Origin of the sequence: Caballeronia sp. RCC_10 (assembly GCF_041360715.1) — a bacterium.
Lineage (GTDB): Bacteria > Pseudomonadota > Gammaproteobacteria > Burkholderiales > Burkholderiaceae > Caballeronia > Caballeronia grimmiae.
In genome coordinates this window covers 485,321-509,821 of the sequence record NZ_JBFUPT010000002.1, presented here as the reverse complement: position 1 = coordinate 509,821, position 24,501 = coordinate 485,321, and the positions used below count along the sequence as shown (strand labels likewise).

General features: G+C 62.8%; 25 protein-coding genes. 16 read left to right on the top strand and 9 right to left on the bottom strand.

The window, feature by feature from the left end:
* Positions 1-115: 115 nt before the first annotated feature.
* Positions 116-691, top strand: coding sequence for a DUF3005 domain-containing protein (locus AB6804_RS06805; protein WP_370885946.1), 576 nt, complete (start codon positions 116-118; stop codon positions 689-691).
* A gap of 7 nt (positions 692-698) precedes the next feature.
* On the opposite strand, the gene gcvA is transcribed toward AB6804_RS06805, so the two are convergent.
* Positions 699-1,589, bottom strand: coding sequence for a transcriptional regulator GcvA (gene gcvA, locus AB6804_RS06800; protein WP_370885802.1), 891 nt, complete (start codon positions 1,587-1,589; stop codon positions 699-701).
* A 102-nt stretch (positions 1,590-1,691) separates the two neighbouring features.
* Between gcvA and AB6804_RS06795 the strand changes: the two genes are divergently transcribed.
* Together AB6804_RS06795 and AB6804_RS06790 are read left to right on the top strand one after the other, a co-directional pair.
* The gene (locus AB6804_RS06795; RefSeq protein WP_370885801.1) at positions 1,692-2,534 is read left to right on the top strand and encodes an EamA family transporter; all 843 of its coding nucleotides are present in this window, start codon (positions 1,692-1,694) and stop codon (positions 2,532-2,534) included.
* A 7-nt stretch (positions 2,535-2,541) separates the two neighbouring features.
* Complete coding sequence (locus AB6804_RS06790) at positions 2,542-3,264, top strand: sulfite exporter TauE/SafE family protein (protein ID WP_370885800.1); 723 nt, start codon at positions 2,542-2,544, stop codon at positions 3,262-3,264.
* A gap of 76 nt (positions 3,265-3,340) precedes the next feature.
* Here the strand turns inward: AB6804_RS06790 and AB6804_RS06785 are convergent, their stop codons facing one another.
* The 5 genes from AB6804_RS06785 to AB6804_RS06765 all read right to left on the bottom strand — a co-directional run bounded on the left by AB6804_RS06785 (position 3,341) and on the right by AB6804_RS06765 (position 9,625).
* Positions 3,341-5,068 carry a tannase/feruloyl esterase family alpha/beta hydrolase gene (locus tag AB6804_RS06785; protein WP_370885799.1) on the bottom strand — a complete coding sequence of 576 codons (1,728 nt, stop codon included), beginning with the start codon at positions 5,066-5,068 and terminating at the stop codon, positions 3,341-3,343.
* A 151-nt stretch (positions 5,069-5,219) separates the two neighbouring features.
* On the bottom strand, positions 5,220-6,161 hold the full coding sequence (locus AB6804_RS06780) for an ABC transporter substrate-binding protein (protein ID WP_035962546.1): 942 nt from the start codon (positions 6,159-6,161) through the stop codon (positions 5,220-5,222).
* A 58-nt stretch (positions 6,162-6,219) separates the two neighbouring features.
* Entirely contained in the window at positions 6,220-7,263 is a 1,044-nt protein-coding gene (locus AB6804_RS06775; protein ID WP_244797209.1) for an ABC transporter permease, read from the bottom strand.
* 16 nt (positions 7,264-7,279) lie between these two features.
* Entirely contained in the window at positions 7,280-8,791 is a 1,512-nt protein-coding gene (locus AB6804_RS06770; RefSeq protein WP_370885798.1) for a sugar ABC transporter ATP-binding protein, read from the bottom strand.
* 72 nt (positions 8,792-8,863) lie between these two features.
* The gene (locus AB6804_RS06765) at positions 8,864-9,625 is read right to left on the bottom strand and encodes a GntR family transcriptional regulator (RefSeq protein WP_370885797.1); all 762 of its coding nucleotides are present in this window, start codon (positions 9,623-9,625) and stop codon (positions 8,864-8,866) included.
* Between the two features lie 133 nt (positions 9,626-9,758).
* Here AB6804_RS06765 and AB6804_RS06760 point away from each other — a divergent pair, with 133 nt between their 5' ends.
* The gene (locus AB6804_RS06760) at positions 9,759-11,057 is read left to right on the top strand and encodes an L-fuconate dehydratase (RefSeq protein ID WP_370885796.1); all 1,299 of its coding nucleotides are present in this window, start codon (positions 9,759-9,761) and stop codon (positions 11,055-11,057) included.
* A 40-nt stretch (positions 11,058-11,097) separates the two neighbouring features.
* On the opposite strand, the gene AB6804_RS06755 is transcribed toward AB6804_RS06760, so the two are convergent.
* From AB6804_RS06755 to AB6804_RS06745, 3 genes are all read right to left on the bottom strand, one after another.
* Positions 11,098-11,844 carry a glucose 1-dehydrogenase gene (locus AB6804_RS06755; protein WP_370885795.1) on the bottom strand — a complete coding sequence of 249 codons (747 nt, stop codon included), beginning with the start codon at positions 11,842-11,844 and terminating at the stop codon, positions 11,098-11,100.
* A gap of 544 nt (positions 11,845-12,388) precedes the next feature.
* Positions 12,389-13,258 carry an MBL fold metallo-hydrolase gene (locus AB6804_RS06750; protein ID WP_370885794.1) on the bottom strand — a complete coding sequence of 290 codons (870 nt, stop codon included), beginning with the start codon at positions 13,256-13,258 and terminating at the stop codon, positions 12,389-12,391.
* Between the two features lie 19 nt (positions 13,259-13,277).
* Positions 13,278-13,469 (bottom strand): hypothetical protein, encoded by a 192-nt coding sequence (locus AB6804_RS06745; RefSeq protein WP_370885793.1) that lies wholly within the window; start codon positions 13,467-13,469, stop codon positions 13,278-13,280.
* 178 nt (positions 13,470-13,647) lie between these two features.
* On the opposite strand from AB6804_RS06745, the gene AB6804_RS06740 reads away from it, so the two are divergent.
* From AB6804_RS06740 to AB6804_RS06685, 12 genes are all read left to right on the top strand, one after another.
* Positions 13,648-14,439, top strand: coding sequence for an OBAP family protein (locus AB6804_RS06740; protein ID WP_370885792.1), 792 nt, complete (start codon positions 13,648-13,650; stop codon positions 14,437-14,439).
* Positions 14,440-14,486: 47 nt separating this feature from the next.
* The gene (locus AB6804_RS06735) at positions 14,487-14,711 is read left to right on the top strand and encodes a hypothetical protein (RefSeq protein WP_370885791.1); all 225 of its coding nucleotides are present in this window, start codon (positions 14,487-14,489) and stop codon (positions 14,709-14,711) included.
* Between the two features lie 54 nt (positions 14,712-14,765).
* Positions 14,766-14,981, top strand: a complete 216-nt coding sequence (locus AB6804_RS06730) for a DUF2795 domain-containing protein (RefSeq protein ID WP_035962533.1) — start codon at positions 14,766-14,768, stop codon at positions 14,979-14,981.
* A gap of 61 nt (positions 14,982-15,042) precedes the next feature.
* Complete coding sequence (locus tag AB6804_RS06725; protein WP_370885790.1) at positions 15,043-15,495, top strand: DUF3597 domain-containing protein; 453 nt, start codon at positions 15,043-15,045, stop codon at positions 15,493-15,495.
* A gap of 105 nt (positions 15,496-15,600) precedes the next feature.
* A complete protein-coding gene (locus AB6804_RS06720) occupies positions 15,601-15,900 on the top strand; it encodes a DUF6723 family protein (RefSeq protein WP_035962731.1) in 300 nt (99 codons plus the stop codon).
* 226 nt (positions 15,901-16,126) lie between these two features.
* A complete protein-coding gene (locus AB6804_RS06715; RefSeq protein WP_370885945.1) occupies positions 16,127-18,484 on the top strand; it encodes a PAS domain S-box protein in 2,358 nt (785 codons plus the stop codon).
* A gap of 329 nt (positions 18,485-18,813) precedes the next feature.
* Positions 18,814-19,530 carry a YrzE family protein gene (locus AB6804_RS06710; RefSeq protein ID WP_370885789.1) on the top strand — a complete coding sequence of 239 codons (717 nt, stop codon included), beginning with the start codon at positions 18,814-18,816 and terminating at the stop codon, positions 19,528-19,530.
* Positions 19,531-19,568: 38 nt separating this feature from the next.
* Positions 19,569-20,018, top strand: coding sequence for a DUF2382 domain-containing protein (locus AB6804_RS06705; protein WP_370885788.1), 450 nt, complete (start codon positions 19,569-19,571; stop codon positions 20,016-20,018).
* An 85-nt stretch (positions 20,019-20,103) separates the two neighbouring features.
* A complete protein-coding gene (locus tag AB6804_RS06700; RefSeq protein ID WP_370885787.1) occupies positions 20,104-20,961 on the top strand; it encodes a DUF2382 domain-containing protein in 858 nt (285 codons plus the stop codon).
* 224 nt (positions 20,962-21,185) lie between these two features.
* Complete coding sequence (locus AB6804_RS06695) at positions 21,186-21,389, top strand: cold-shock protein (protein ID WP_035962526.1); 204 nt, start codon at positions 21,186-21,188, stop codon at positions 21,387-21,389.
* Positions 21,390-21,567: 178 nt separating this feature from the next.
* The gene (locus AB6804_RS06690) at positions 21,568-21,786 is read left to right on the top strand and encodes a hypothetical protein (RefSeq protein ID WP_370885786.1); all 219 of its coding nucleotides are present in this window, start codon (positions 21,568-21,570) and stop codon (positions 21,784-21,786) included.
* 315 nt (positions 21,787-22,101) lie between these two features.
* A complete protein-coding gene (locus tag AB6804_RS06685) occupies positions 22,102-24,498 on the top strand; it encodes an EAL domain-containing protein (protein ID WP_370885785.1) in 2,397 nt (798 codons plus the stop codon).
* Positions 24,499-24,501 lie beyond the last annotated feature (3 nt).

Genomic DNA, 24,501 nt, shown 5'->3' with positions numbered 1-24,501 from the left:
AATATAAAAGATGCGCGACAACGCAGCATAAGCCGTGCCGCTGGCTTTACTGTCGGGCACGCTGCATGCATCGACGTGCTCAATCGACGAATCCATGAACAAAAGCGAGGACGCAATGCAGAACGCAGAAGGTAATCCGTCACAGGCACAACAGAACGAAATGGCGGCTAAGAGCCCGGTCAAAACGCCCGCCACCGGCACCTCCGGCCCTGACGCCGCCAAGCAGGCCGAGGAGTTCGGCAAGACGAAGCATGCCGGCTCGGCGGAACCCGCCGGAGCGTCGGACGACAACTCGCCGCTTCCTTCATTCAGCGAGTCCGGCGATCAGTCCGCCGCACGCGATTCGGGCGATCCGGTTCTGCGCGCGAAAGGCCGTATCCGTTCGGTCGATTCGGACGGCATGGAATCCACCGACGACACCGTCGACGCGGATGCCAAATCCATCGAAGCGCGCCGCGACGTGTCGGAATGGCATGACAACGTCATTTCGTCAAACGCGACGCTCGACAACAACGTGCCCGCGCCTGCGGCGGGGCTGGGCGGCATCGACAGCCGGCCAACCGGGAATGCGCCTTCGATCTTGCCGAAGGAGGGTTATCGCGTCGTCATCGGCGAGACGGAATACGAGCAGCAGCTAAATGGCTCGAAGACATCGCACGTGATCACGCTCGAGCGCAAAGAGGAAGTCTGAGCGTGCGTCAGGCGCGTTGTCCTTCGCTTTCGAGCCACGCGCAGAACAGCTTCACCACCTCGTCGGCAGGCCGGCTCTCCGCTATGTACGTGCAATAGGTCCGCGATGGCAGGCGCGGTCCTGCGAACGGCATCACGAGCCGGCCAGCCGCGAGATCGTCCGCGACGAGCGCGGTCGGCCCCATCGCGACGCCTATCCCGTCGATCGCGCCTTGCAGGGTCAGATAGAAGTGATCGAAGGTCACGACCGCCGCTGGCCGCAACGCGGGAATCTTCGCCTTCGTCAGCCAGTCGGGCCACAGCCGCGGCAGGCTCGACGTATGGAGCAGCGTGTGACGATGCAAGTCATCGGGCGTGCGCAGCGGCACGCGTTCCATAAGCGCGGGACTGCATACGGGCAGCCGTTCTTCCGCGAGGAACGGGCGCATCGAATAGCCGTAGAACGTATCCGGTCCGCCGCGAATGACGACGTCATAGCCTTCTTTCAGGGCCTCTAGCGGCTCGTTCGACGTATCGACCTTCACGTCGATGTCCGGATGCGCCGTGTGAAACGCGACGAGTCTCGGCACGAGCCAGCGCAATGCGAAAGTAGCAGGCGCATTCACGGATAGCGTCCGGGGCACGGCTTTGGGAATGCCGTATCTCGCCGTCGCCTGTGCGAGTTGCTCGAACAACGGCCCGATTTCCGCGAGATACGCTTCGGCCGCGCCCGTCAGCACGACGCGCCGGTTCTTCCGCTCGAACAACGATGCGCCGAGCCACGCTTCAAGCAAACGCACTTGCTGACTCACCGCGCCCTGCGTGACGTGCAGTTCCGCCGCTGCATCCTTGAAGCTGCCGAGCCGGCCCGCCGCCTCGAAAGCACGCAACGCATTCAGTGAAGGCAGCTCTCTTTTCATTCGCAATAGAAAATCTCACGCATCGGGCCAATTTATCTGGTTTGTGCAGCGCTCACAAGATAGATATTCTTGCGCATATCGTGAACGTTCACAGGAACCTGCATGTTCAGCTACACAGGCGGTGTCGTGCTGTTCGCCGCCCTGCTTCACGCAAGCTGGAACGCGATGCTGCACGGCAATCGCGACCGCTTTCTCTCGATGACATGGATGAGCATCGCGATTGCGGCTGTATCGTCGGTGGCGGTCATCGCGTTGCCCTTGCCCGCCGATGCCGCGTGGCCCTGCATCGTTGCCTCGGGGCTCGTGCATATCGTCTATAACGTGAGCCTCGTGCGCTCGTATCGGCGAGGCGATCTCGCGCAGGCTTACCCGATCGCGCGTGGCTCGTCGCCGCTGCTCGTCACGCTCGGCGCGGCGCTCTTCGCGCACGAGGCCATCGGGCCGCTGCATGCGTTCGGCATCGCGCTTATCTCCGGCGGAATCATGGCGCTGGCGTTGCAGGGGCGGCATGTGTCGCGATCGAGCGCGCTGGCCGCGTTCACCACCGGCGTGACCATCGCGATCTATACGGTCATTGACGGCATCGGCGTGCGGGCATCGAACGGACAGGCGCTTGCTTACACCGCGTGGATGTTCCTCTTCTACTGGCTGATGCCGCTGCTCTTCGTGACGATGCGCGGGCTTCCCGCACTGTGGACGCCGATCCGCACCGCGCCCCTGGCCATCGGCTCGTCGCTGGCGGGCGGGCTCGTGTCGATCGCCGCGTACGGCATCGTCATATGGGCAATGCAAGCGGGCGCGATGGGCGCGGTATCGGCGTTGCGGGAAACGAGCGTCGTGTTCGCCGCGCTCATCGGCAGGGTGTTCCTGCGCGAGACCGTCAACGCGAAGCGCTGGCTCGCATGTCTGGTCGTCGCGGCGGGCGCGGTGTGTCTCGGCTTATGAGGCTCGCATGGCTTATCTGACGGTACTGACGGTCGGGCTGATGGCCGGCGTGTTGAGCGGCATCATCGGCACGGGTTCGTCGATGATGCTCATGCCCGTGCTCGTCATTCTCCATGGACCGCAACAGGCGGTGCCGATCATGGCGATCGCGTCGATACTCGGCAATCTCGGCAAGGTGCTTTCGTGGTGGCGCGAGATCGACTGGAAGGCGTGCTTCGCGTATGGCGTGACGGCGGTGCCCGGCGCGACGCTGGGCGTTCGCACGCTGCTGGCGCTGCCGTCGCGCACGGTCGATCTCGCGCTCGGCCTATTCTTCGTGGCGATGATTCCCACGCGGCGATGGCTCGCTCGCCGGTCCATTCGCTTCTCGCTCTTTCAGCTCTCGCTCATTGGCGCGCTTGTCGGCTTCCTGACGGGCATCGTCGTATCGACCGGGCCGATCACGGTACCCGTGTTCATGAACTATGGTCTCGTGAAAGGTGCGTTTCTGGCGACCGAAGCGGCCGGCTCATTGGCCGTGTACGGCGCGAAGGTCGCCATGTTCCGTGGCTTGGGCGCGCTGCCGTCGAGCGTCGTCTTGCAAGGGCTCATCACCGGCGCATCCATCATGGCGGGGACGTTCTGTGCGCGCGGCATCGTCGCGAGGATGTCGGCAAATGAGTTCAGGCTCGTCGTCGATGCGCTGATGCTGTCGTCTGGATTGACGCTGCTCTGGGCCGCCAGCCGATAACAACGGCGATGCCACGGCTCCTCGCGTAGCCGTGGCATCGCTTCGTTGCTCAGTTCACTGCGAACTCACTGCGGACTCACTGCGAAGCGCACGTGAAGCTGGACGCCACGTTCACATTGCCCGAACCGTTATAGCGCGGGAACGTCGGATACTCGCACAGCGGCCGCGTGCGGCCCGGCACGCCCGCCGTATCCGCAACGGTCTGCGCAGGCGGCGTCGCGCCGCGTTCGACCCAGTTTTCCAGCGTCGTCAACGAGTCCCACGATGCGTTGAAGATCGTGCTGATCGAATGCCCGTAGCCGGGAATCTCGTAATAGCGCACGAAGTTCGCAACCGTCGATGCACCCATCGTCTGCTGCAGCCGCACGTAATACTGCTCGGTCGATTGCGTGCTGACGAGGGCATCCGACATGCCGTGGGCCATCAGGATCTTGCCGCCCTTCTTGTTGAACGCGGACAGGTCCGTCTTGTTCACGTCCTGCTCGGCGGTCAGCGCACTGATGCGCGCCTGATAGGCGCCCGGGTTCTGCGGATCGACGTTGAGCGAATTGACGTTCGGATCGCGCGCCACGAAGTAGCGAATCCACTGGTCCCAGAAGACGCTGAAGTAAGGCGCGGTCGTCGGCATCGGGTTCGTCGGCTGCAGCAGGTTCAGCGCCAGCGCGGTGACGGTCGCCTGCGCCGGCGCCGCATTCACGACACCCAGGTCCGCGCCCCACACGTTGAAGCCGGGATACTGCGTCTCGCCGCTCGCGAGCGGATACGCGAACGTGATCGGCGTTGCGTACACCTTGAGCGCGTTGATCTGCGCATCCGAGAGACAGGACAAACCGGTATCGGCACCGCCCGGACAGCGCAGCGGTGCGCCGTTGAGCATGGCCGTCGATGGATCGAAGGTCGCATTGCACGCGGGAATGTTGCTGATGAGCCCGTCGGCGACGCCGTCGAGTGCATCGCAGGTGGCCGTGGCCGAATCGAGCAGCGCCTTGCGCTTCAACTGGCTCGGATACGCGCCCGGCTGCGCGAGCGCTCGCGTGATGCGGCCAAACTGTAGATCGAGCGTGGCCGCATTCCACGCCGGATAGAGCGCGATGATGCCGTCCCAGTCTTGCGGCCAACGCTGCACGACCGCGAGCGCCTCGCGTCCGCCCGACGATCCGCCCGCGAAGTACGCGCGCTTCGGCTTGTCCACCGCATAGCGTTTCGACAGGAGATAGACGGCGGTATCGCGCGTCTTCTTCAGCGCATCGCCGGAGAAGTTGGCGACGGCTTCGTCGTTGGTGCCGAACGAGCCATCGCGACTGCCGAGCGCGCCGGCCTGATGACCCGAGTCGCTGCTGAACACCGCGTAGCCGCGCGCAAGCGGCGCAGGCTGCGTGGTCGGGCCGGCAGGAACGTTGCCGGTCACGGATGGCACGGTGCCGTCGTAGCCGCCGCCGCCGAACATCACGACCTTGCTGTTCCACTGCGTCGGCATGGCGACGCGGAAAGTGATCTTCGGCGCAGTCTGATCGACCGGCGCGATGGTGCCGTCCACCTGACAGTATTCGGGCGTCGCCGTGACGCCCGTTCCCGATGCCGCGACGGTCGTCGCCGCCGTGACGGTCGCGCCCGTCGTCTGCAGACCGATGGCGCTCGCCGGCACCGCCATGCCTGCAAGCTGCGCGCAGGTCAAAGGCGTCGGCGAGGGCGATGGCGAACCGTCGTCGTCCCCGCCGTGACACGCGGCGAGCGCGAGCGCGGCGAGCGGTGCGGCGACGATGACACCACGATGTGCTAAAGAGCGGCCGAGTGCTTCTGGCATGTCCCCTTCCTCCATGTAGTTTGCTTCGCTATGTCGACGGTTGTCACCCGACGCCCCGCTCGCAGCCTGCTGCGGCATCGGCGTGACACATCGTCGTCGGGGCGCATGGAGAAAGTCAATTGGGGTGTTTACTTCACCCGGCCACGCCCGATCAGTCGTACAGCACGGCTGCAATCTTCGGGTCGTTCATGTTGCTCTTGTCGTACCAGTAGAAGCCGGTATCGACCTTCTTCGGCAGCTTCTCTCCCTTCAGCGCCTTGGCCGCCGAATCCACGACGCATTTACCGATGCCGATCGGGTTCTGCGTGATCGCGCCCAACATCAGGCCGTTGGTGATGTCCGCCTTTTGTTCCTTGCCCGAGTCGTAGCCGATGAGCACGAGCTTCTTGCCCGACTCCTTCACGCCGATCGCCGCGCCCGCAGCCGACCCTTCGTTCGCACCGAAGATGCCCTTGATGTTGGGATTGCCCTGGATCATCGCCTTGGCGATCTCGGCCGACTTCAGATGGTCGCCGGCGCCGTACTGCACCGATACGATCTTGATGTTCGGATGCTTCGACTTCATCTGATTCAGGAAGCCATCGCGACGATCGATGCCCGTGCGGCTCGTCTGGTCGTGAACGATCACGCCGACTTCGCCCGCATTGCCGATGGCGTCGGCCATCTTGTCGGCGGCGAGCGCGGCGGCGGCGAGATTGTCGGTGGCGCAGGTTGTGAGCGGAACGTCGCCATCGACGCCCGAGTCGAACGCGATGATCGGAATCTTGTTGTTCTGCGCGCGCTTGAGCAGCGGAATCGCGGCTTTGCTGTCGAGCGCGGCGATGCCGATCGCTTGCGGCTTCTTCGCGAGCGCGGCGGACAGCATGTCGATCTGCTTGTCGACCATTGCTTCGGTTTCAGGGCCTTCGAAGCTGATCCGGATCTTCTGTTCCTTCGCCGCCTGTTCGGCGCCGGACTTCACCGCCTGCCAGAACTGATGCTGGAAGCCTTTGGAAATGAGCGGCACATACGGCTCGTCCGCATGCGCGGCGCCCGTTGCGGTCGCGAGTGCGGATACACCAATCAGGACACCGATGATTCTTCTTTTGAACATGTTGCGTCTCCTCCCTAGGGTTTGTATCGCTTTTTACCAGATGATCTTCGCGCAGTTCTCAGCGCTTCCTGCGCCGCAGGATGTCCGCATAGACCGCGAGAATGATGATGAGGCCGGTCACGACGATCTGCCATTCCTGCGCCACCGACATGATGCGCAATCCATTGGTCAGCACGCTCATGATGAACGCGCCGATGATGGTGCCGAGAATCGTCCCCGCGCCGCCGCTCAGCGACGTGCCGCCGATCACGACCGCCGCGATCGCGTCCAGCTCGTAGCCTTGACCGAGCGCCGGCTGCGCCGAGTTGAGCCGCGACGCGATCAGAAGGCCCGCGACGCCGCAGATCGCGCCGCCGAGGCCATAGATCGCAATCTTCCAGCGGTCCACGTTCACGCCCGAGAGCCGCACCGCTTCCTCGTTGCTGCCGAGCGCGAACGTATAGCGGCCGAGCGCCGTGCGATTCAGCGTGATGGAACTCGCAATCGCGATGACGAAGAGAATCAGCACCGCATTCGGAATCGGCACGCTCGGGAAGAAATAGCCGATCAGCGAGTCCTGCGAGATCATGTAGAAGTTCTCGGTGTCGGTGAAGTAGATCGGCTTGTTCGTCGACACGACGAGCGACAGTCCCTTCAGCAACATCATCATGCCGAGCGTCGCGATGAAGGGCGGTATCTTCATCTTCGCGGTCAACGTGCCGGAGATGGTGCCGCACAGCGCGCCCGTTGCGATGGCCGCGACGATGCCGAGCCACATCGGCAGATGCCAGTACGTGAGAAACACGCCGCATATGACCGCGGTGAAGGTCATCAGCGTACCGACCGACAAGTCGATGCCCCCCGTGATGATCACGAAGGTCGACGCAATGGCGAGCACGCCGTTGACCGCCGTCGCCTGCAGGATGCCGAGGATGTTGTCCGTCTGCATGAACGCGGGCGAAGCGAAGCTGAAGAACACGAGCAGCAGAATCAGGCTTGCGAAGGCGAGCAGCTTTTGCAGCGCGGTCGGCGTGAAGAGGCGGCCGCGCAGGCCGCCCGCGCGTCGCCCGCCTGCAAGCGCGGCGCTTTCGGATGGCTGGGAAGGCTGCGATGGCTGGTTCATGGTCGGTCCTCGCGGCTCATGCCGCTTGCAGGGTGGGACGACGCGTCGCGAGCTGCATGATGCGCTCTTGCGTCGCTTCGCTAGCGGAAAGTTCGCCGGTGATGCGCCCTTCGCACATCACGACGATACGGTCACTCATGCGCAGAATCTCCGGCAGTTCGGAGGAGATCATCACGATCGCCTTGCCCTGTCCCGCGAGCGAGCGCAGCAGCCGATAGATTTCGCTCTTCGCGCCGACATCGATGCCGCGAGTGGGTTCGTCGAAGAACAGCACGTCGCAATCGCGCTCGAGCCATTTGGCGATGACGATCTTCTGCTGGTTGCCGCCAGAGAGCAGCCGCACCGGCTGCGTGGGCGACGGCGTTCTGATCGCCAGCAGCTTGATGAAGTGCGACGCCGACTTGCGGATACGCCCGCGCCGCAGGAACATGCCCGCCCAAAGAAATTTGCCGAGGTCCGACATGACGATGTTCGATTCGACATCCATGCCCGTCGCGAGGCCGAAGCGCTTGCGATCCTCCGACAGATAGCCGATGCCGCGCGTCACCGCATCGCTCGGCCTCCTGATGCTGGCCTTCGCGCCCTTCACGTAGATTTCGCCGGACTCGATCGGATCGGCCCCGAACACCGCGCGCGCCACCTCGGTGCGGCCCGCGCCCATGAGACCGGCGAAGCCCAGGATCTCGCCTTTGCGAAGCGTGAAGCTCACATCGCGCACGAGCGGTCCCGCGTTGAGATGCCTGACGTCGAGCGCGACATCGCCCTGTTCGGAACCGCCGAGGAAGGACGTCAGATCGGTCAGCGTGCGGCCGACCATCATGCCGATGATCGTCTCCACGCTCGTCTCGCGCGTGCCGACGGTGGCGACATATTCGCCGTCGCGCAGCACGGTTACGCGATCCGATATCTGTTCGAGCTCGTCCATCTTGTGCGAGATATAGACGATGCCGACGCCGCGCTCCTTCAGTTGCCGGATGATGCGAAAGAGTTCGGCAATCTCGGCGTCGTTGAGCGCGGAAGTCGGCTCGTCCATGATGAGCACGCGCGAATCGAACGACAACGCCTTCGCGATTTCCACCATCTGCTGGCTCGCGACCGTGAGCGTGTCGACCACCGTGCGCGGATCGAGATTGACGTGCATGCGCGCGAGGATGTCGTGCGCCGCCCGATTGAGCTTGTCCTCGTCGAGCAGGAGGCCCATCAGCTTGCGCGGCTCGCGTCCAATGAAGATGTTCTGCGCGACGGTCAGATGATTCATCAGATGCAGTTCCTGATGAATGATGCCGATGCCGAGCGCCTGCGCTTCACGCGGACTGGTGAATTCGACAGGCTTGCCGTCGACGAACATTTCGCCTGAATCGCGGCTGTACACGCCGGCGAGAATCTTCATCAGCGTGGACTTGCCCGCGCCGTTCTCGCCCATGAGCGCATGGACTTCGCCCGGCATGAGCTCGAACTGAACTTCATGCAGTGCGCGCACGCCTGGAAAACTTTTGCTGAGCTTGCTGACGGAAATGAGCGGAGTCATGGAGTCCCGTTTCAAGAGGTTCGATACTGTGCGTCGATACCGCTGAACATCCACCTGCCACTGCCACTGCTGCTATTGCTCGAAGAGATCCGGCCTCTTTGCTGCCGAGCGATGCAGTTCCGCCACCACCTGATCGAGGTGGTCGTGCATCGCTTTGGCGGCGGCATCGGCTTCGCCGTTTCGTATCGCTTCGAAGATGCGTTCGTGTTCCGCGAGCGTATGAACGAGCCGCTCCGGACTGGCGAGAATCTGCCGCGCACGATCCAGCGCGTTACGCGAAACCGCCACGATTTCCTTCACACGCGGTAACGCGATAGCATCGAGAAGAATCTCGTGAAATGCGAGGTCCAGCGCGTGAAACGCGAGGCGCTGATCGTTCGCGACCGCCGCGCGTTGCTGCTCCAGATTGCTGATCAGTGAATCGAGCGTGGCGGGCGCGAGATGAAGCGCCACGCCGCGCACCGTTTCGACTTCGAGCGCACTACGGATAAACAAATGCTGATGAATATCGCGCAGCGCGATGGGCTTCACCCGCGTGCCGCGCTGCGGCAAGACTTCGACGAGACCCGCGTGTTCGAGCCGCGCGAGCGCGGCGGAAACTGGAAAACGCGAGACGCCCATCCGCTCGCAGACCGCGATCTTGTCGATCATCATTCCCGGTTCCAGCGCCAGCGTGACGATGGCTTCGCGCAAGGCTTCCTCGACCGCATCGGTCAGGCTGCCCCGCTGCGCGCCGCCGTCGATCTTGTGCAGTGCGTCATACGGAGTACTCATAGTGTTCGTACCGGACGAAGTACTCACTGGGCGCTTGATTTCCGATGAAGATGCTAGCATGCTAGAAAGCAGATTCGATGTTGTCAACGCGTGCAAATGCCTAGTCGTCGTTAAACGCTTATGACGTCATCGAAACTCATTGGTGTTTTCCCGCAGACCGAAGTCGATCGCCATCGCCCCGGAGGGCGCCCTGATGACCACGATCACCAAACTGTCCGTTCGGGACATTCGCTTTCCCACTTCGCGCTCGCTCGATGGCTCGGACGCCATGAACGCCGCGCCGGACTATTCCGCCACCTACGTCACGCTCGAAACGGATTCATCATCCGGGCTGACGGGACACGGCCTTACGTTCACCATCGGACGCGGCAACGAGATATGCGTCGCAGCCGTCCATGCGCTGACGCCGCTCATCGTCGGCAAGACGCTCGAAGACATCACCGCGAACATGGGCGCGTTCTGGCGCGCGTTCACATCGGACAGCCAGTTGCGCTGGATCGGCCCGGACAAGGGCGCGATTCATCTTGCGACGGCGGCAGTCGTCAACGCGGTGTGGGACTTATGGGCGAAGGCGGAAGGCAAGCCAGTGTGGAAGCTGCTCGCCGACATGACGCCGGAAGAACTCGTGCGGTGCCTCGACTTCCGCTACGTGACCGACGCGATCACGCCGTATGAGGCCATCGCGATATTGAATCGCCATGTGAAGACACGCGGCGAGCGCGAGAAGGAAATGCTGGATCGCGGCTATCCGGCTTACACGACATCGGCGGGATGGCTCGGCTACGACGACGACAAGATTCGCCGGCTCGCACGCGAAGGCGTCGCGCAGGGCTGGACGCATTTCAAGCAGAAGGTCGGCGGCAATCTGGAAGAAGACGTGCGGCGTGCGCGCATTCTTCGCGAAGAGATCGGCCCGGATGCGAAGCTGATGATGGACGCGAACCAGGTATGGGACGTCGATGAAGCCGTCGCCAACATGCGGCGTCTCGCGGAGTTCGATCCCTGGTGGATCGAAGAACCGACGAGCCCCGACGATGTCCTCGGCCATGCCGCTATCCGTCGAAGGCTCGGTTCGATCGGCGTCGCCACGGGCGAGCATTGCCAGAACCGCGTGATGTTCAAGCAGTTGTTGCAGGCGGAAGCCATCGACTTCTGTCAGATCGACAGTTGCCGTCTCGGCGGCCTGAACGAAGTGCTCATCGTGCTGCTGATGGCCGCCAAGTTCGGCGTGCCGGTGTGTCCGCACGCGGGCGGTGTCGGGCTATGCGAGTACGTGCAGCACATCTCGCTGTTCGATTACATCTGCGTGTCCGGATCGCTCGACAATCGCGTGCTCGAATACGTCGATCATCTGCACGAGCATTTCATCGATCCCGTCGTGATCCGCAACGGCCGGTACATGCCGCCGCAACAGCCGGGCTATAGCATCGAAATGAAAGCGGCCTCGCTCGACCGGCATGTGTATCCGGATGGCGAGGCCTGGCGTTCGTGAACGTATGCCCGGCGTTTCGACGGCCGGGCATGTCTTTAAATCAGCGCAGCCCGCCGCTCGCGATGATGCTTTCGCCAGTCAGCCAGCGTGCATCGTCCGATGCGAGGAACGCCGCGACGGATGCGATGTCGTCAGGCTGACCCAGGCGGCCTAGCGGCGTCTGGCCGACGATCGCCGTATCCATCTCCGAACCGATGATGCCCGCCGTGTTCGTGCCTTCGGTCACGACCATGCCGGGATTGATCGAGTTCACGCGAATCTTCTTCGGACCGAGTTCGCGGGCCAGCGCGCCGGTGATCGCGTCGACCGCGCCTTTAGTGCCGCTATACACGGCGCTGGCGGGCGGCGTGATACGGCTCACAACCGAACTCACATTGATGATGCTCGCGCCTTCGCCGAGATGCTTCGCGGCGGCTTGCGTCACGAGCAACACGCCGAGCACGTTTACGTTGAACTGCTTGTGGAAGTGCTCTTCGGTGATTTCTTCGATCGTCGAGAACTCGTAGATGCCCGAGTTGTTCACGACGATATCGAGCCGGCCATACGTCTCCACGGCGGCATTCACGATGCCTTGGGCATCCGCCGCTTTCGACACGTCGCCGCCGACGGCGATCGCGCGTCCGTTCGCTGCTGTGATATCGGCCACCACCGCATCGGCGCCGGCCCTGCTGCTCGAATAATTCACCACCACCGAAGCGCCTTCCGCTGCGAGCTTTCTGGCGATTGCAGCGCCAATGCCCTTCGATGCACCCGTCACGACGGCGACCTTCCCTGCGAGCTTGCTCATGATCGTTTCCTTTCAAAGATTGTTTGCGGCGGTTCATCGGTTGAACCGATCTGCTAAGCGCAAATGTAGACAGGTCGATCGTTGCGATAAAGCGGCTCAAAACGAATTGACTGGCGGGGAATCGCGAACAATCAAGGATTCTCTGTAAGCGCCCGCTACAAAGCACGCGGTCTCGTATTCGCGAGGAAGCCATCGCGGTTCGGCATTTTCATGCGCGGCAACGACCGTGCATCGAGCGGCGCGTCTCGGGAACGATCTTGTTCAGACAGAGCATTCGCGCTCACCGCATGGATTTCGTCCGCCGACAGCGATGCGGCGCGTTAGGCGAGCATGCCGGCCGCGCCAGCCGAAAGCTTGCGCATGGCCTCGCGCCGCCCGGACACGGAAGCCGGGTGGTCCTTGTATCATATGGGATCCGAATTGATTGCGCGCGCAGACCGATTATCGATCGACCGCACCTTAGCGCGCAGGCGCATCGTTCTGGTCAGGGACGTTCGTCCGCTAACCAACGAGGATTCATATCGTTATGAAGAAGGCCGTGCGTTCAGCAGACCAGCAACTGCTCGGCAGGAATGCCCGGCGAGCGTCCCGCGAGCTTTTCGAATTCGAAGGGATCGTGACTGCAGAAGACGGACAACTCGGAGCCCGCGGTTCGGCATAGCTCGCGCAATCGCGCCTGATTCTGCAAACGCGCCGCGCGATCCTTCTCCATCATCCATTGATAGAACGCGAGGCCCGGCGTGCAACGCGGGCGGTCCCAATCCATCTCGGTATGGAAGAAGTAGGCGTCGGCAGCGAGCAGCAGCCATCCGGCTCCGTCCTTGCGCACCGCGATGCCCGCGTGTCCGAACGTATGTCCAGGCAGCGGCACGAGCGCGATGTCGTCGGCGAAACCGGTCAGCGGGTGCACCGAGTCGAAGCCGCGCCACTTCTCGCCGCCTCCGCGATGCACCGTCCAGTTGCCGCGCGTCGACCATTGCTGCGGGCGAAAGCGCTGCCGGTCGAGCCACGTCTTCTGCGCGAGCGCATAGTCGCGCTCGATCTCCAGCATGTGAACGGTCGCGTGCGGAAAGTCGTCGAGGCCGCCTGCGTGATCGAAGTCGAGGTGACTCATCAGGATGTGCCGCACATCGCTCGCCTTGAAACCCAGGCGCTCGATCTGCCGCACCGCCGTCATTTCCTCGCGAAAGTCCGGCTTCAGCATGAACAGAAAGAACGTGCTGAGACGGCTCTGCGGATTCGCGACGTCCCGGAGGCCGAAGCCTGTATCGACGAGCACGAGGCCATCGTTCGTTTCGAGGAGAAGACAGTGGCACGTGAGTTCGCCGCGGCGCAACAGGCTCGGCGTGCGGCCGTCGAACAGCTTGCCGCCGAGCGGACAACTCGATATGCAGTTGAGGTGATGAACGCGCATGAATGCCGCTCGCGCGCCTTCAGGACTTGTCGCCGTCGGCGGGCTTCACTTCCGACAGATCGTCCGCCCTCACCTCGGCCTCGCGCACGGTCGTGCCTTCGTCATCGGTCTCGGAGACATCGGTCGTGAAGGTTTCGTCGCTGCCGGTTTGCGCTTCGTCGTCCGCGCTCTGCGATGCGTCCGGTTTGCCGTTCTGGGGTGACGTGCTCATGATTCGCTCCTGATGACGTACGTGGAAGGACGGGATGCGGCGCCAAGAGGTCTCGAGAACCGCACGATGAGCTTCAAAGCAATCGCGGTGCCGCGCAATCGTGAGCCCGCCAGCGGCCGGCGGAACGCTTATTGCTGGCCGACTGACGAAGCGAATGCTTGACGAAAGGGAGGCACGGATGACCAACCGGCGTGTGCTGTCGAACGAATCCGACTCATTGATGCCGCTCGCCGCCGGCATGGTGGCAGGGCTTGCGGCCGCTGCGGGACTGCTGATCGGCCGCCGCGTGAGCGCGCTCGCTCGAACGGGCGAAGGTCATTCGGCGAAGCATCGTCTGCTCGATCTGGCATCGGGCGTGATGCAGCCGAAGTATCCGCTTGCGGCGATGAGCACATGGCTCAACGGCTTCCATATGTATGCAGACGACATGGGCCGTCAGGTCGAAGCGCACCACTTCTGCATTCATCTGAAACATGACCTGCATCAATGCGTGATCTTCGATTCGAACCGGCCGGATGCGCGGCTCATCGGCATCGAATACATCATTTCGGAAGAGCGCTTCCGGCAGTTGCCCGAGGAGGAGAAGCGCCTGTGGCATAGCCATCATTACGAGGTGAAGTCGGGCACTCTCGTTGCGCCGGGCATACCGGAGATGGCGGAGCGCGCGTATTTCAACGATCTCGTTTCCACGTACGGAAAGACCTTCCACACGTGGCAGATCGATCGCGACGACTTTCCGTATGGCCCGCCGCAACTGATGATGGGCTTCACGCAGGACGGGCAGCTCGACGAATCGATGCTCGCTGCGCGCGATGCGCGTCTCGGCGTCTCGTGGGAGGACCGCAGGCGCAAGCGTTACGACATTCCCGTGCCAGACATCGTGCCCGGTGCGAACGCGTGGGAAAGCGGCACCTCAGTGCAGACGACGCTCATGGACGTCCCGTTCCGGGACGGGAGCGACGCGTCGTGAGCATCCAAACGCAGTCCAAAGCCAGAACGGAGGAAGGACAAATGCGCATGAATTCCATCACCCGCATCGCAGTACTCGGTGCAGTCGTCGCGGCGATGTCGCTCACTGCCGGCTGCAAGCGCGGCTCGGATAGCGCGGGCGCAGGCGGCGCGGCAAGCGACACGTCCGCGGCATCCGCGCCCATGGCATCGGCGCCCATGGCATCGGCGCCCGCGGCAACGAGCTTCCCTGCGACCGCCGCCAGCGACGCACCCGCCGGCGCGAGCCAGTAAGCAGAGCCGCATCGCGCAGGCGCTGTTCGAATCATCATCTGAAGGAGAAACGCGATGGCCAAAGACGAGTCCAGCGGCTCGAACAACATGTTCATCGAGATGCAGAAGGCGCTCAAGGGTATCGACTATCCCGCGGACAAACAGACACTCCTCGACACCGCGCGAAGCAACGGCGCGAGCGAGGAAGTGACCAACGCGCTCGATGCGCTGCCGGAGCAGGAATACGACAGCCCTGCGGCCGTGTCGAAAGCGGTTGGCCAGGAAGAGTGACGGTCTTTCCATCACCCACAATGCGCGGACTTCGCGCTGCTTCAATCACAGAGGGAACACAATGAGCATTTTCTCGACCATCCTGAACAAGATTTTCCCGCATGACCATCCGGCCGCGACGACCTCCGGTGCGGCTACGCCGCCGGCGGCATCCAGCGCGGCAGGCGGCGCGGCGGCGGCGACACAGGCCAACCCATCGGCTGCGCCGGCGACGTCCGGCACGGAACCGGCGCGTCCTCCCGTCACGCCGATGCCCGAAGTCGACGTCGAAGCGATCCTCGTGCAGAAACAGCAGCAGAACGGCGCGAACCTGAACTGGCGCACGTCGATCGTCGATCTGATGAAGCTGCTCGACCTTGACAGCAGTCTTCAGGCGCGCAAGGAGCTCGCCGTTGAATTGCACTACACCGGCAACACGGAAGACTCGGCTTCGATGAACATCTGGCTGCACAAGGAAGTCATGAAGAAGCTCGCGGAGAACGGCGGCAAGGTTCCCGACGATCTCAAGAACTAACACAGGAATCGCCATGACCGGTTCTATCGTGCGATCGGCGGTGGAGAGGTTCGGCACGCTACGTGCTGAAACTTCGCGCCGTTTCCCCTGAGGGATGTGATCGCCATGAAAGAACCGGTCTCGCGTCGCGCGAAACTTGTCCTGTTTCCCTGGAAGAAGAACGTGTCGGCCAAACCCGGCCTCACCGACGATGACTACGCGATCTACGCGTCTTATCGGCCGCATGTCAGCGGCGCATTCGTCGGCACGCTGAAGGTCGTCCGCCTGACCGACGGACGCCTCCTTTATCCCTTCGACGGCGCCGAAGAGATCGGCCCGTTCACGCTCAAGGACGACGCTAAGAACGCCGCTCAGGCGCGCGGCAAGGAAATCGTCGAGGCCGATCTGCGCATGCCGGAACTGTGATCGCGGTCCGGCCCAGCGCCAAATTGCTGCATTTGCACCTCTCCTGGCGCGGATTCTTCTCGCCGCCAACGCGCGCTCGCGCACATCGCCGCGCGATGACCCGGCGGCACGCTCGCACGAAGAAGGGCACAAGCCGCTAAAATGTCCGGTTACGACAACTCCCCGTCCATGCTTTGCGAATTGCCGCGTGAAGGGTCAACGAGTACAAGAACCGATGACAATTGCCATGCGCAAGAGCGAGAATCCGAACGACGATCACGCCCTTCAAGACTGGGCGCGAATCTGGGTCGAATCCACGACGAACCTTGCAGCCTTCTGCCTGTCGCCGGAAGGTTTAGTTTCCACATGGAACCCCGGCGGTAGCGCCATTTATGGCTATGCGCCCGACGAAATCGTCGGACGCCACTACTCCATCTTCTTTCCCGACGAGGCCCGCGAGCACGGCATCGTCGAAATAGAACTGCGCGAGGCGCGCGAGCACCGGAGCTTCGAAACCGAGGGCTGGCGCAAGCGCAAGGACGGCTCCGTCTTCTGGGCAAGCGTACTGACGACGTCGCTCGTCGATCACGACGGCTCCCTGCTCGGCTTCGTGAAGGTCGTTCGCGACGAGAGCGACAAGCGCAAGGCGCACGATGCGGTCATCGAAAGCGAGCGGCGCTTCAGGCTGCTCGTGGAGGGCGTGACCGACTATTCGATCTTCATGCTCTCGCCCGAGGGCCTCGTGACCAACTGGAACAGCGGGGCGCGGCGCATCAAGGGCTATACCGCCGACGAGATCATCGGCGCGCACTTCTCCCGCTTCTATACGCCGGAAGACGCCGCCGCCGGGCTGCCGCAACGCGCGCTCGACACCGCCGCCCGCGAGGGACGCTTCGAGTCCGAAGGCTGGCGTTTGCGCCGCAATGGCGCGCGCTTCTGGGCGCACGTGATCGTCGACGCGATCCGCGACGAGAAAGGCACGCTGATCGGCTTCGCGAAGATCACGCGCGACGTCACCGAGCGGCGCGAGGCGGACCAGCTACTCGAGGAAACGCGCGCTGCGCTGTTGCAGGCGCAAAAGATGGAGGCCATCGGCAAGCTGACGGGCGGCGTCGCGCATGACTTCAATAACGTCCTGCAAGTGCTGCGCGGCAATCTCGAACTGCTGCGCACGCGCTGTCTTCACGACAGCTGGAGCATGGACCGCGTGAGCAGCGCAATCGACGCCGTCGAGCGCGGGGCCAAGCTCGCCTCGCAGTTGCTCGCGTTCGGCCGCCGCCAGGCGTTGCGGCCGGTATCGGTGAATCTCGCGGCGATGGTGCGCGGCATGGACGATCTGCTGCGCCGCGCGCTCGGCGAAACCATCGAGGTCGAGACGGTTGTATCGGGCGGGCTGTGGAATGCGTTCGTCGATCTGCATCAGTTGGAGAACGTGCTGCTGAATCTCGCCATCAACGCGCGCGACGCGATGCCCGAGGGCGGCAAGCTCACGCTCGAACTGGCCAACGCCATGCTCGATGACCGCTACGTGCGCAGCCTGTCCGACGTGCCGCCCGGCCAGTACGTGATGCTCGGCGTGACCGATACGGGCATCGGCATGCCGCCGGAAGTGATGGAGCGCGCGTTCGATCCGTTCTTCACGACGAAGCCCGAAGGCGAAGGCACCGGGCTCGGACTGAGCATGGCGTATGGCTTCGTCAAGCAAAGCGGCGGGCATATCCGCATCTATAGCGAAGTCGGGCACGGAACCACGGTGCGCGTGTATCTGCCGCGATCGTCCGTCCAGGCGGCGGAGCCGGTCAGATGGCGCAACGCACCGGTCACGGGCGGCACGGAAACCGTGCTCGTCGTCGAGGACGATCAGAAGGTGCAGGCGACGGTCATCGAAATGCTCTCCGAGCTCGGCTATCACGTGCTGAAAGCGGACAACGCCGATCAGGCGCTCGTCGTGTTGAGCAGCGGCGTGCACGTCGATCTCATCTTCACCGACGTGGTGATGCCCGGCACGTTGAAGAGCCCGGAGATGGCGCGTCGTGCGGTCACGATGCAGCCGCATGTGCGCGTGCTGTTCACATCGGGTTATACGCAGAACGCGATTGTGCATGGCGGGCGTCTCGACCCCGGCGTCGAACTGTTGAGCAAGCCATACAGCCGCGAAGACCTCGCATTCAAATTGCGGCAAATGCTGGGCTCACCGGGTGAACTGGTCGCCGCACCTGCCGCCGAACCATCGGCAGAATCCGCCCCGGCGGGTGCGAACCGCGTGCTCGTCGTCGAAGACGACGGCGCGACGCGCGAAGCGGTCGGCGAACTCATCGGCATGCTGGGTCATCAGGTGGTCGGCGCGGCCAACGCGCAAGCGGCGCTCGACGCCATGGCGCAAGGCCCGTTCGATGTCCTTCTCACCGATATCAACCTGCCCGACATGACGGGCATCGAACTGGCGCGACGCTGGATCAAACGCTTCCCGGACGTGCGCGTGATATTCGCGTCGGGGGAAAACGTCATGCAGGAAGACGTGCGGGACTTCTCGTGGCAGGCGTTGCGCAAGCCCTATACGCTCGAACAGCTCGAAAGCGCGCTGCGCGACAACAGCGGAGCGTAGTCGCCCGGCATCGTGCCATGGCGCATGGCTGAGACTGCGCGGGTCGAGCGCGTCTCAGCCGGTCATTCCTCGTTAATTCATTGCTCACTGCGGAATCGGCCGCTTGGCTTTACGCGGGAATGATTCCGGTTTAATCACCGATTTATTACGGGATCCCTATTAATTTAGAGCTGTTTGTAACTTCGCCATCGCGCTCGCCCCCCTTCGAGCGTTAACGGGACCGTGCATCGCATCTCGCGTTTGCGGCACAACCCTTGCGGAAAGTGATCACCGGACGTGTAAGCGGCAAGTGCGGCCATGCGGAAGGTGTGACCAGTCAGGGGGACATCATGAAACTTCTCACTACGCGCGATGGCCTGCCACGGCTCTCGTGGGGCTCCATCATCGCGGGTGTCATCCTGTCGGTGGTCGTCTATCTCATCATGAGCGTGCTCGGCACGGCGATCGGGGCATCGTTGCTCTCTCCGATGTCCAGGCCCGATACGCTGCATGGCTTCGGTTTCGGCTCCGGCATATGGGTGATCGTCACTACGGTCCTCGCTGTTTTCGTCGGGTCTTACTACGCGGGACGTTGCGCGCCCGTGCTCGGATGGCTGCATGGTCTGCTCGCGTGGGCCGTGATGACGCTTCTCATCGTCTATGGAATGACGTCGATCATTACCGGCGCGGTCAGCACGGCTGGCAGCATCGCCGCGACCAGCGCGCAGGTCGGCGCGACGGCCGCGAATCAGTCAGGCGGCGCAAATCAGATGATCGATTCCGCCAAACAGCAGGTACAGGCGGCGCTGGCGTCGGCGGCGTCCGCCGCATCGAGCCCCGAAGCCGAGCAGAACGCGCGTCAGGCCGCCGACACGGCCGCTCGCAACGTCGCTCGCGCAAGCTGGTTCTCGTTCGCGGCGCTGATCGTCGGCGCGATCATCGCCATTGTCTCGGGCAACGCCGGATTCAGGCATCAGCCGCCGTTCGAAGAAGGCGGCGGATCGGCCACCACGCGCGACGCCGCTGCCGCGCGCAACCGTCCTTTGCAAAGCGGCGGACGCGCGTGAGCGTCGACGTTACCCACACTTAAGAAACGGAGAACCCGATGAACCCGGACGAAACGCCCAGTCACGTCACCCCATCGACGGATTCATCCGACGAAGTTCGACTCGCGGCGGTGCAGGAAGAACTCGCCGTCGGCGTGCGTACGACCGAGACCGGCTCCGTGCGCGTGCGCAAAGTCGTGCACGAAGAGATGCAGCCCGTTTCGATGCGGCTTGCCACCGAGCAAGTAGAAGTCACGCGCGTGCCCGTGAACCGGGCCGTCGATGAACGAGCGCAGCCACGGCGCGAAGGCGACACGCTCATCGTCCCTGTCTACGAATACGTGCCGGTGGTTCGCATGCAACTCAGTTTGAAAGAAGAGGTGCATATCCGGACGATACATACGCAGCAGGACGTCGTGCAGCAGGTTCTGTTGAACTCCGAAGAGTTGATCGTCGAGCGGCGCGAAGGCCCGGACGGCGAATGGAAACCGGAACATACCGGCGAATGAATCAAGCGGGAACGCGCGTTGCGCTTTCTGTGCACGCGCTTCAACTTCGGCCTGCGTACGCCTTTATTGTTAAGGAGATCATGCAATGACTCAGACTATCATCGGTGTATTCAACACCATCCAGGATGCGGAAGTTGCTCAAGCCCGCCTCGAAGCGGAAGGCTTCTCCAGATCGGACATGAGCGTGCACGCGCAGGACGCGACGAGCACGACCGACGCCGACCTGACCACGCGCAATGTCACCGCCGGCACGTCCGACACCGGCTATCACGAAGGCGCGATGTCGCGTACCGAGCACTTCTTCAAGAACCTGTTCGGCGATAACGACCGGCCGGAAGAGATCGGTCATTATCAGGAAGCGGTTCGCGGCGGCGCGTTGCTGACCGTCGATATCGTGAACGAGTCGGATAGCGAGCGCGTGCGCGATGCACTCTATGCAGCGGGCGCAATCGATATCGACGCGCGCGTCGCCCAATGGCGCAACACCGGCTACACCGCCTACGACAGCAGCGCCCCCGCCTACTCCGCCGACGAAATTGCCGCCGAACGCAAGGCGTTCCCGGTCGTTCAGGAGTCGCTCGAAGTCGGCAAGCGTGAAGTGCAGACCGGCGGCGTGCGTGTCTATTCGCGTGTGACCGAAACGCCCGTCAGCGAGTCGGTCAATCTTCGTGAAGAACACGCGAGCATCGAGCGCCGTGCTGTCGACCGTCCCGCGACGGCCGCCGATCTGAAGGAAGGCTTCGTCGAGATCCGCGAAACAGCGGAGCAACCGGTCGTGGCGAAGACGGCACGCGTCGTCGAAGAAGTGGTCGTCGGCAAGGAAGCGTCGAACCGCACGGAAACCATTACGGACACCGTGCGCGGCACCGAAGTGGAAGTGGAGCGGACCACCGGCGTTGAAGGCACCGCCGACGTTCCTCCAGTGAAGAAGACGCCGCTCTAATCGCGGCAGCGTTGAGCGGCTCGTCACGCGCGGGCCGCTCAACGCGAGCTTATTCAAAAAATAGTTGACCGGTTCGATAGAGTTCGGCATAATCCACTGTGAAGTTCAAGAAGTCGATTGCTGTTCATCAATAGTCCGATTCCCCCCGGTATTCGTTGTCCACTCCCTCCTTGCTGCTTCGCCCTGCTCACTGAGCGATCACACTTATTCATTTCAGGATTCTCATGGATACCGGTACGGTTAAATGGTTCAACGACACCAAGGGTTTTGGCTTCATCACGCCGGATAACGGCGGCGACGATCTTTTCGCCCACTTCTCGGAAATTCGCGCGGACGGCTTCAAGACGCTCGCAGAAGGCCAGAAGGTGAGCTTCGAAACGAAGCGCGGCCCGAAGGGCATGCAAGCTTCGAACATCAAGCCGGTGTAAGTTTGCTGCACATCGGGAGCTGAATAATCGGCTCCCGGTTTCTTGCTGGTCCGCTTTACTCCCCTCCGCGTTCCTCCCGGCCAAGACGTTTCCAGGCCCATTCCCCCAAGCGTCTCTCAGGCGCCGCATTTCAAGACTTTCCGTACTTTGACGGAAGGCATTCATCTACAAAATTAAAATGACATCGAATCAACATTACCGCGGTTATGCGGTGCATCCCTTCGCACATCGTCTCGGCGATAACGGCTTCTCCGCTAACTTGCTGCTCGAGCGCGCCGACACGGATTGCGGCGACCCCGCCTACCAGTTTTATTCGCTCGACTACTTCTCGAAAGAAGCCGACGCCATTGCTTATTCGCAGCGATGGGCGGAGGACTGGATCGACGCGCGAGGCTAAATCGCCCGCGCTTGCCTCGACGCGCCGCTCGGTAACGTCGACACTCACCCTTTCCCGCCTTGCATTTTTTCCCTCGCAGAACATTATCGGCCTCCCATTCCGATAATTAAGATTCAACGCGCCAAACGTTTGCCCGCGCAGGCAACGCCTTCAGTCGCCGCTGCAACTGCCGTTATCGGTGGAAGGAGGCTTATCCGGCTTTAGCCGTCGATTACCTTCTCCCCGACCCTGGCTTTGTAGTCGCATCGTTCCGTCGTTTAAGAGCGAATAAGAAAGGAAAACATGCGCGTTGCCTCTAAAACGACGAATCGGCAGTTGTTCAACACAATCTGGCCATTCCTGGCAGTCGTCATCTCCCTATTGGCGATGGCGGCTACGAGCCTGGCGATCATGTCGTCGGTGCGTGCTTATATCGGCGGGGAAAGCACCTGGTCGAAGGGGCAAAAGGACGCAGTGTTCTATCTCGTCCGCTACGCACAGACCGGCGATGAACAAGCGTTCTCGGAATACCAGAGCGCGATCGCCTATCCGCAGAATCTCAAACGCGCCCGTCTCGCGCTCGACCGCCCCGATCCCGATGTGCCCGAAGCGCGCGCCGCCCTGCTGGCGAGCGGCGTGTATCCGGCCGATGTCGGCGCGGTCATCTGGGTCTATCGCACGTTCCGCCGCGCAAGCTATTTTCAGGAAGCCGTGGCGTACTGGACGGCCGGCGACCTGCTCGTCGACAAGCTCGCCGATGCGGGCCGCCAGTTGCGCGCCGCCATGAAACGCGGGGACGCCGGGCGCGCCGACGTCGACCATCTCACCGACGAAGTCTGGAACATCAACGGCGCGATCGCTCCGATCTCGCGCGCCTTTGCCGACGTGCTCGGCTCCGCGTTCCGCCAAACCGCGATGCTGCTGTTCACGGTCAACGTCGTGATCGCCGTGCTGCTCGTCTGCTTGTCCGGCTGGTACGCGCGGCGCTTCATCACCGCGCGGCTCGCGACTGAGAACGCGCTGCGCCGAAGCGAAGCGCGCGCCAAGGCGACGCTCGGCTCGATCGGCGAGGCGGTGATTTCGGTCGGTCCGTCGGGTCTCGTCGAGTTCATCAATCCGGCAGCGGAAAAGCTCTTCTGCCGGGAAGCGGCGGCCTGCGTGAACCGGCCGCTCGGCGCGCTCGTGACGGTGGCGCGCGAATGGGACCGCCGGCCCGTCGACGTGATCGACGAGGCGCTGAAGGAAGCGGAGCCGGAAGACGTCAGCGGCGACCTGATCCTGACGAACGCGATGGGCGTGGATATCGTCGTGCAGGCCATCACTTCCGTCGTGCGCGATCAGTCGGATGTGCTGACGGGCGTCGTGCTCCTCCTGCGAAACATGACGCGCGAGCGCGAGTACGTGTCGAACCTCGCCTGGCAGGCGACGCACGATGGCCTGACGGGCTTGCTCAATCGCACCGAATTCGAGCGGCGGCTCAGCAACGCGCTCGATCGCGAATCGGACATCGATCCGTCGCATCGCGCGCAAATGCTGATGATGCTGGACCTCGACCAGTTCAAGGTGGTCAACGATACCTACGGTCACGCCGCCGGCGACGCCATGCTGCGCGAAGTCGCGCTGTTCATCGAAGAATGCCTGCGCGAAGACGACGTGCTCGGCCGTCTCGGCGGCGACGAGTTCGGCGCGCTGCTCTGCAATTGCGACAAGCAGACCGCGATGCAGATCGCCGAGCGCCTCCGAAAGGATGTCGCGGCGTTCGAATGGTCGTGGGAGACGCATCGCCTGTCGACGAGCGTGAGCATCGGCGTGGTCGATCTTCGGCAAAGCGGACTCGATGTCGAGACCGCCATGCGTTATGGCGATATCGCGTGCTACCTCGCGAAGGAGCGCGGCCGCGATCGCGTGCATCTCGCGGTGCCCGGCGACAAGGAACTCACGCGCCATGCGAGCGAAATGTCGTGGTGCGGACGCATCAAGGACGCGCTCGCCAACGACCGCTTCTGCCTCTACATGCAGGAGATTCGCGCGACCGAACTGGAGGCGGGCCATCCCAGCGGCATCGCATACCCGCGTCATGCGGAAATTCTTCTGCGCATGGTGGGCGAACGCGGCGATATCGTTCCGCCGGGGCTTTTCATGCCGGCAGCGGAGCGTTATGGGCTGATGTCGGCCATCGACCGGTGGGTCGTGCGCGCGGTGTTTTCCACGCTATCGCAGACGCCGCAAAGAGAACGGATGGAATACGCGATCAACCTTTCGGGCGCATCCATCGGCGACGAACGCTTCCTCCAGTTCCTGAACGAGCAGTTCGCGGTGAGCGGTGTCGCGCCATCGTCGATCTGCTTCGAAGTCACCGAAACCACCGCTGTCGCCAATCTCGCCGCCGCCGCGCGCTTCATCCGCGAACTGAAGAAGCGCGGCTGCAAGTTCGCGCTCGACGACTTCGGCGCGGGCATGTCGTCGTTCGGCTATCTGAAGCACTTGCCGGTCGACTACATCAAGATCGACGGCGGATTCATCAAGGACATGCTTAAAGATGCCGTTAACCGAGACATGGTGGCGGCAATTAACGACATCGGTCATTCGATGGGCCGTCTGACCATCGCGGAATACGTGGAAAGCGAGGCGATTCTTCGCGCGCTTCGGGAGATGGGCGTCGATTTCGTACAAGGCTTCCATGTCGGGCGTCCCGAACCCTGGGCGCAGCACGTCGAACCTATCAACATCTAACAG

What these genes read in the sequence shown, in the direction of transcription:
- AB6804_RS06805 (WP_370885946.1), top strand. Translation starts at nt 116, where the DNA reads ATGCAGAACGCAGAAGGTAATCCGTCACAGGCACAACAGAACGAAATG.
- gcvA (WP_370885802.1), bottom strand. Translation starts at nt 1,589, where the DNA reads ATGAAAAGAGAGCTGCCTTCACTGAATGCGTTGCGTGCTTTCGAGGCG.
- AB6804_RS06795 (WP_370885801.1), top strand. Translation starts at nt 1,692, where the DNA reads ATGTTCAGCTACACAGGCGGTGTCGTGCTGTTCGCCGCCCTGCTTCAC.
- AB6804_RS06790 (WP_370885800.1), top strand. Translation starts at nt 2,542, where the DNA reads ATGGCTTATCTGACGGTACTGACGGTCGGGCTGATGGCCGGCGTGTTG.
- AB6804_RS06785 (WP_370885799.1), bottom strand. Translation starts at nt 5,068, where the DNA reads ATGCCAGAAGCACTCGGCCGCTCTTTAGCACATCGTGGTGTCATCGTC.
- AB6804_RS06780 (WP_035962546.1), bottom strand. Translation starts at nt 6,161, where the DNA reads ATGTTCAAAAGAAGAATCATCGGTGTCCTGATTGGTGTATCCGCACTC.
- AB6804_RS06775 (WP_244797209.1), bottom strand. Translation starts at nt 7,263, where the DNA reads ATGAACCAGCCATCGCAGCCTTCCCAGCCATCCGAAAGCGCCGCGCTT.
- AB6804_RS06770 (WP_370885798.1), bottom strand. Translation starts at nt 8,791, where the DNA reads ATGACTCCGCTCATTTCCGTCAGCAAGCTCAGCAAAAGTTTTCCAGGC.
- AB6804_RS06765 (WP_370885797.1), bottom strand. Translation starts at nt 9,625, where the DNA reads ATGCTAGCATCTTCATCGGAAATCAAGCGCCCAGTGAGTACTTCGTCC.
- AB6804_RS06760 (WP_370885796.1), top strand. Translation starts at nt 9,759, where the DNA reads ATGACCACGATCACCAAACTGTCCGTTCGGGACATTCGCTTTCCCACT.
- AB6804_RS06755 (WP_370885795.1), bottom strand. Translation starts at nt 11,844, where the DNA reads ATGAGCAAGCTCGCAGGGAAGGTCGCCGTCGTGACGGGTGCATCGAAG.
- AB6804_RS06750 (WP_370885794.1), bottom strand. Translation starts at nt 13,258, where the DNA reads ATGCGCGTTCATCACCTCAACTGCATATCGAGTTGTCCGCTCGGCGGC.
- AB6804_RS06745 (WP_370885793.1), bottom strand. Translation starts at nt 13,469, where the DNA reads ATGAGCACGTCACCCCAGAACGGCAAACCGGACGCATCGCAGAGCGCG.
- AB6804_RS06740 (WP_370885792.1), top strand. Translation starts at nt 13,648, where the DNA reads ATGACCAACCGGCGTGTGCTGTCGAACGAATCCGACTCATTGATGCCG.
- AB6804_RS06735 (WP_370885791.1), top strand. Translation starts at nt 14,487, where the DNA reads ATGAATTCCATCACCCGCATCGCAGTACTCGGTGCAGTCGTCGCGGCG.
- AB6804_RS06730 (WP_035962533.1), top strand. Translation starts at nt 14,766, where the DNA reads ATGGCCAAAGACGAGTCCAGCGGCTCGAACAACATGTTCATCGAGATG.
- AB6804_RS06725 (WP_370885790.1), top strand. Translation starts at nt 15,043, where the DNA reads ATGAGCATTTTCTCGACCATCCTGAACAAGATTTTCCCGCATGACCAT.
- AB6804_RS06720 (WP_035962731.1), top strand. Translation starts at nt 15,601, where the DNA reads ATGAAAGAACCGGTCTCGCGTCGCGCGAAACTTGTCCTGTTTCCCTGG.
- AB6804_RS06715 (WP_370885945.1), top strand. Translation starts at nt 16,127, where the DNA reads ATGCGCAAGAGCGAGAATCCGAACGACGATCACGCCCTTCAAGACTGG.
- AB6804_RS06710 (WP_370885789.1), top strand. Translation starts at nt 18,814, where the DNA reads ATGAAACTTCTCACTACGCGCGATGGCCTGCCACGGCTCTCGTGGGGC.
- AB6804_RS06705 (WP_370885788.1), top strand. Translation starts at nt 19,569, where the DNA reads ATGAACCCGGACGAAACGCCCAGTCACGTCACCCCATCGACGGATTCA.
- AB6804_RS06700 (WP_370885787.1), top strand. Translation starts at nt 20,104, where the DNA reads ATGACTCAGACTATCATCGGTGTATTCAACACCATCCAGGATGCGGAA.
- AB6804_RS06695 (WP_035962526.1), top strand. Translation starts at nt 21,186, where the DNA reads ATGGATACCGGTACGGTTAAATGGTTCAACGACACCAAGGGTTTTGGC.
- AB6804_RS06690 (WP_370885786.1), top strand. Translation starts at nt 21,568, where the DNA reads ATGACATCGAATCAACATTACCGCGGTTATGCGGTGCATCCCTTCGCA.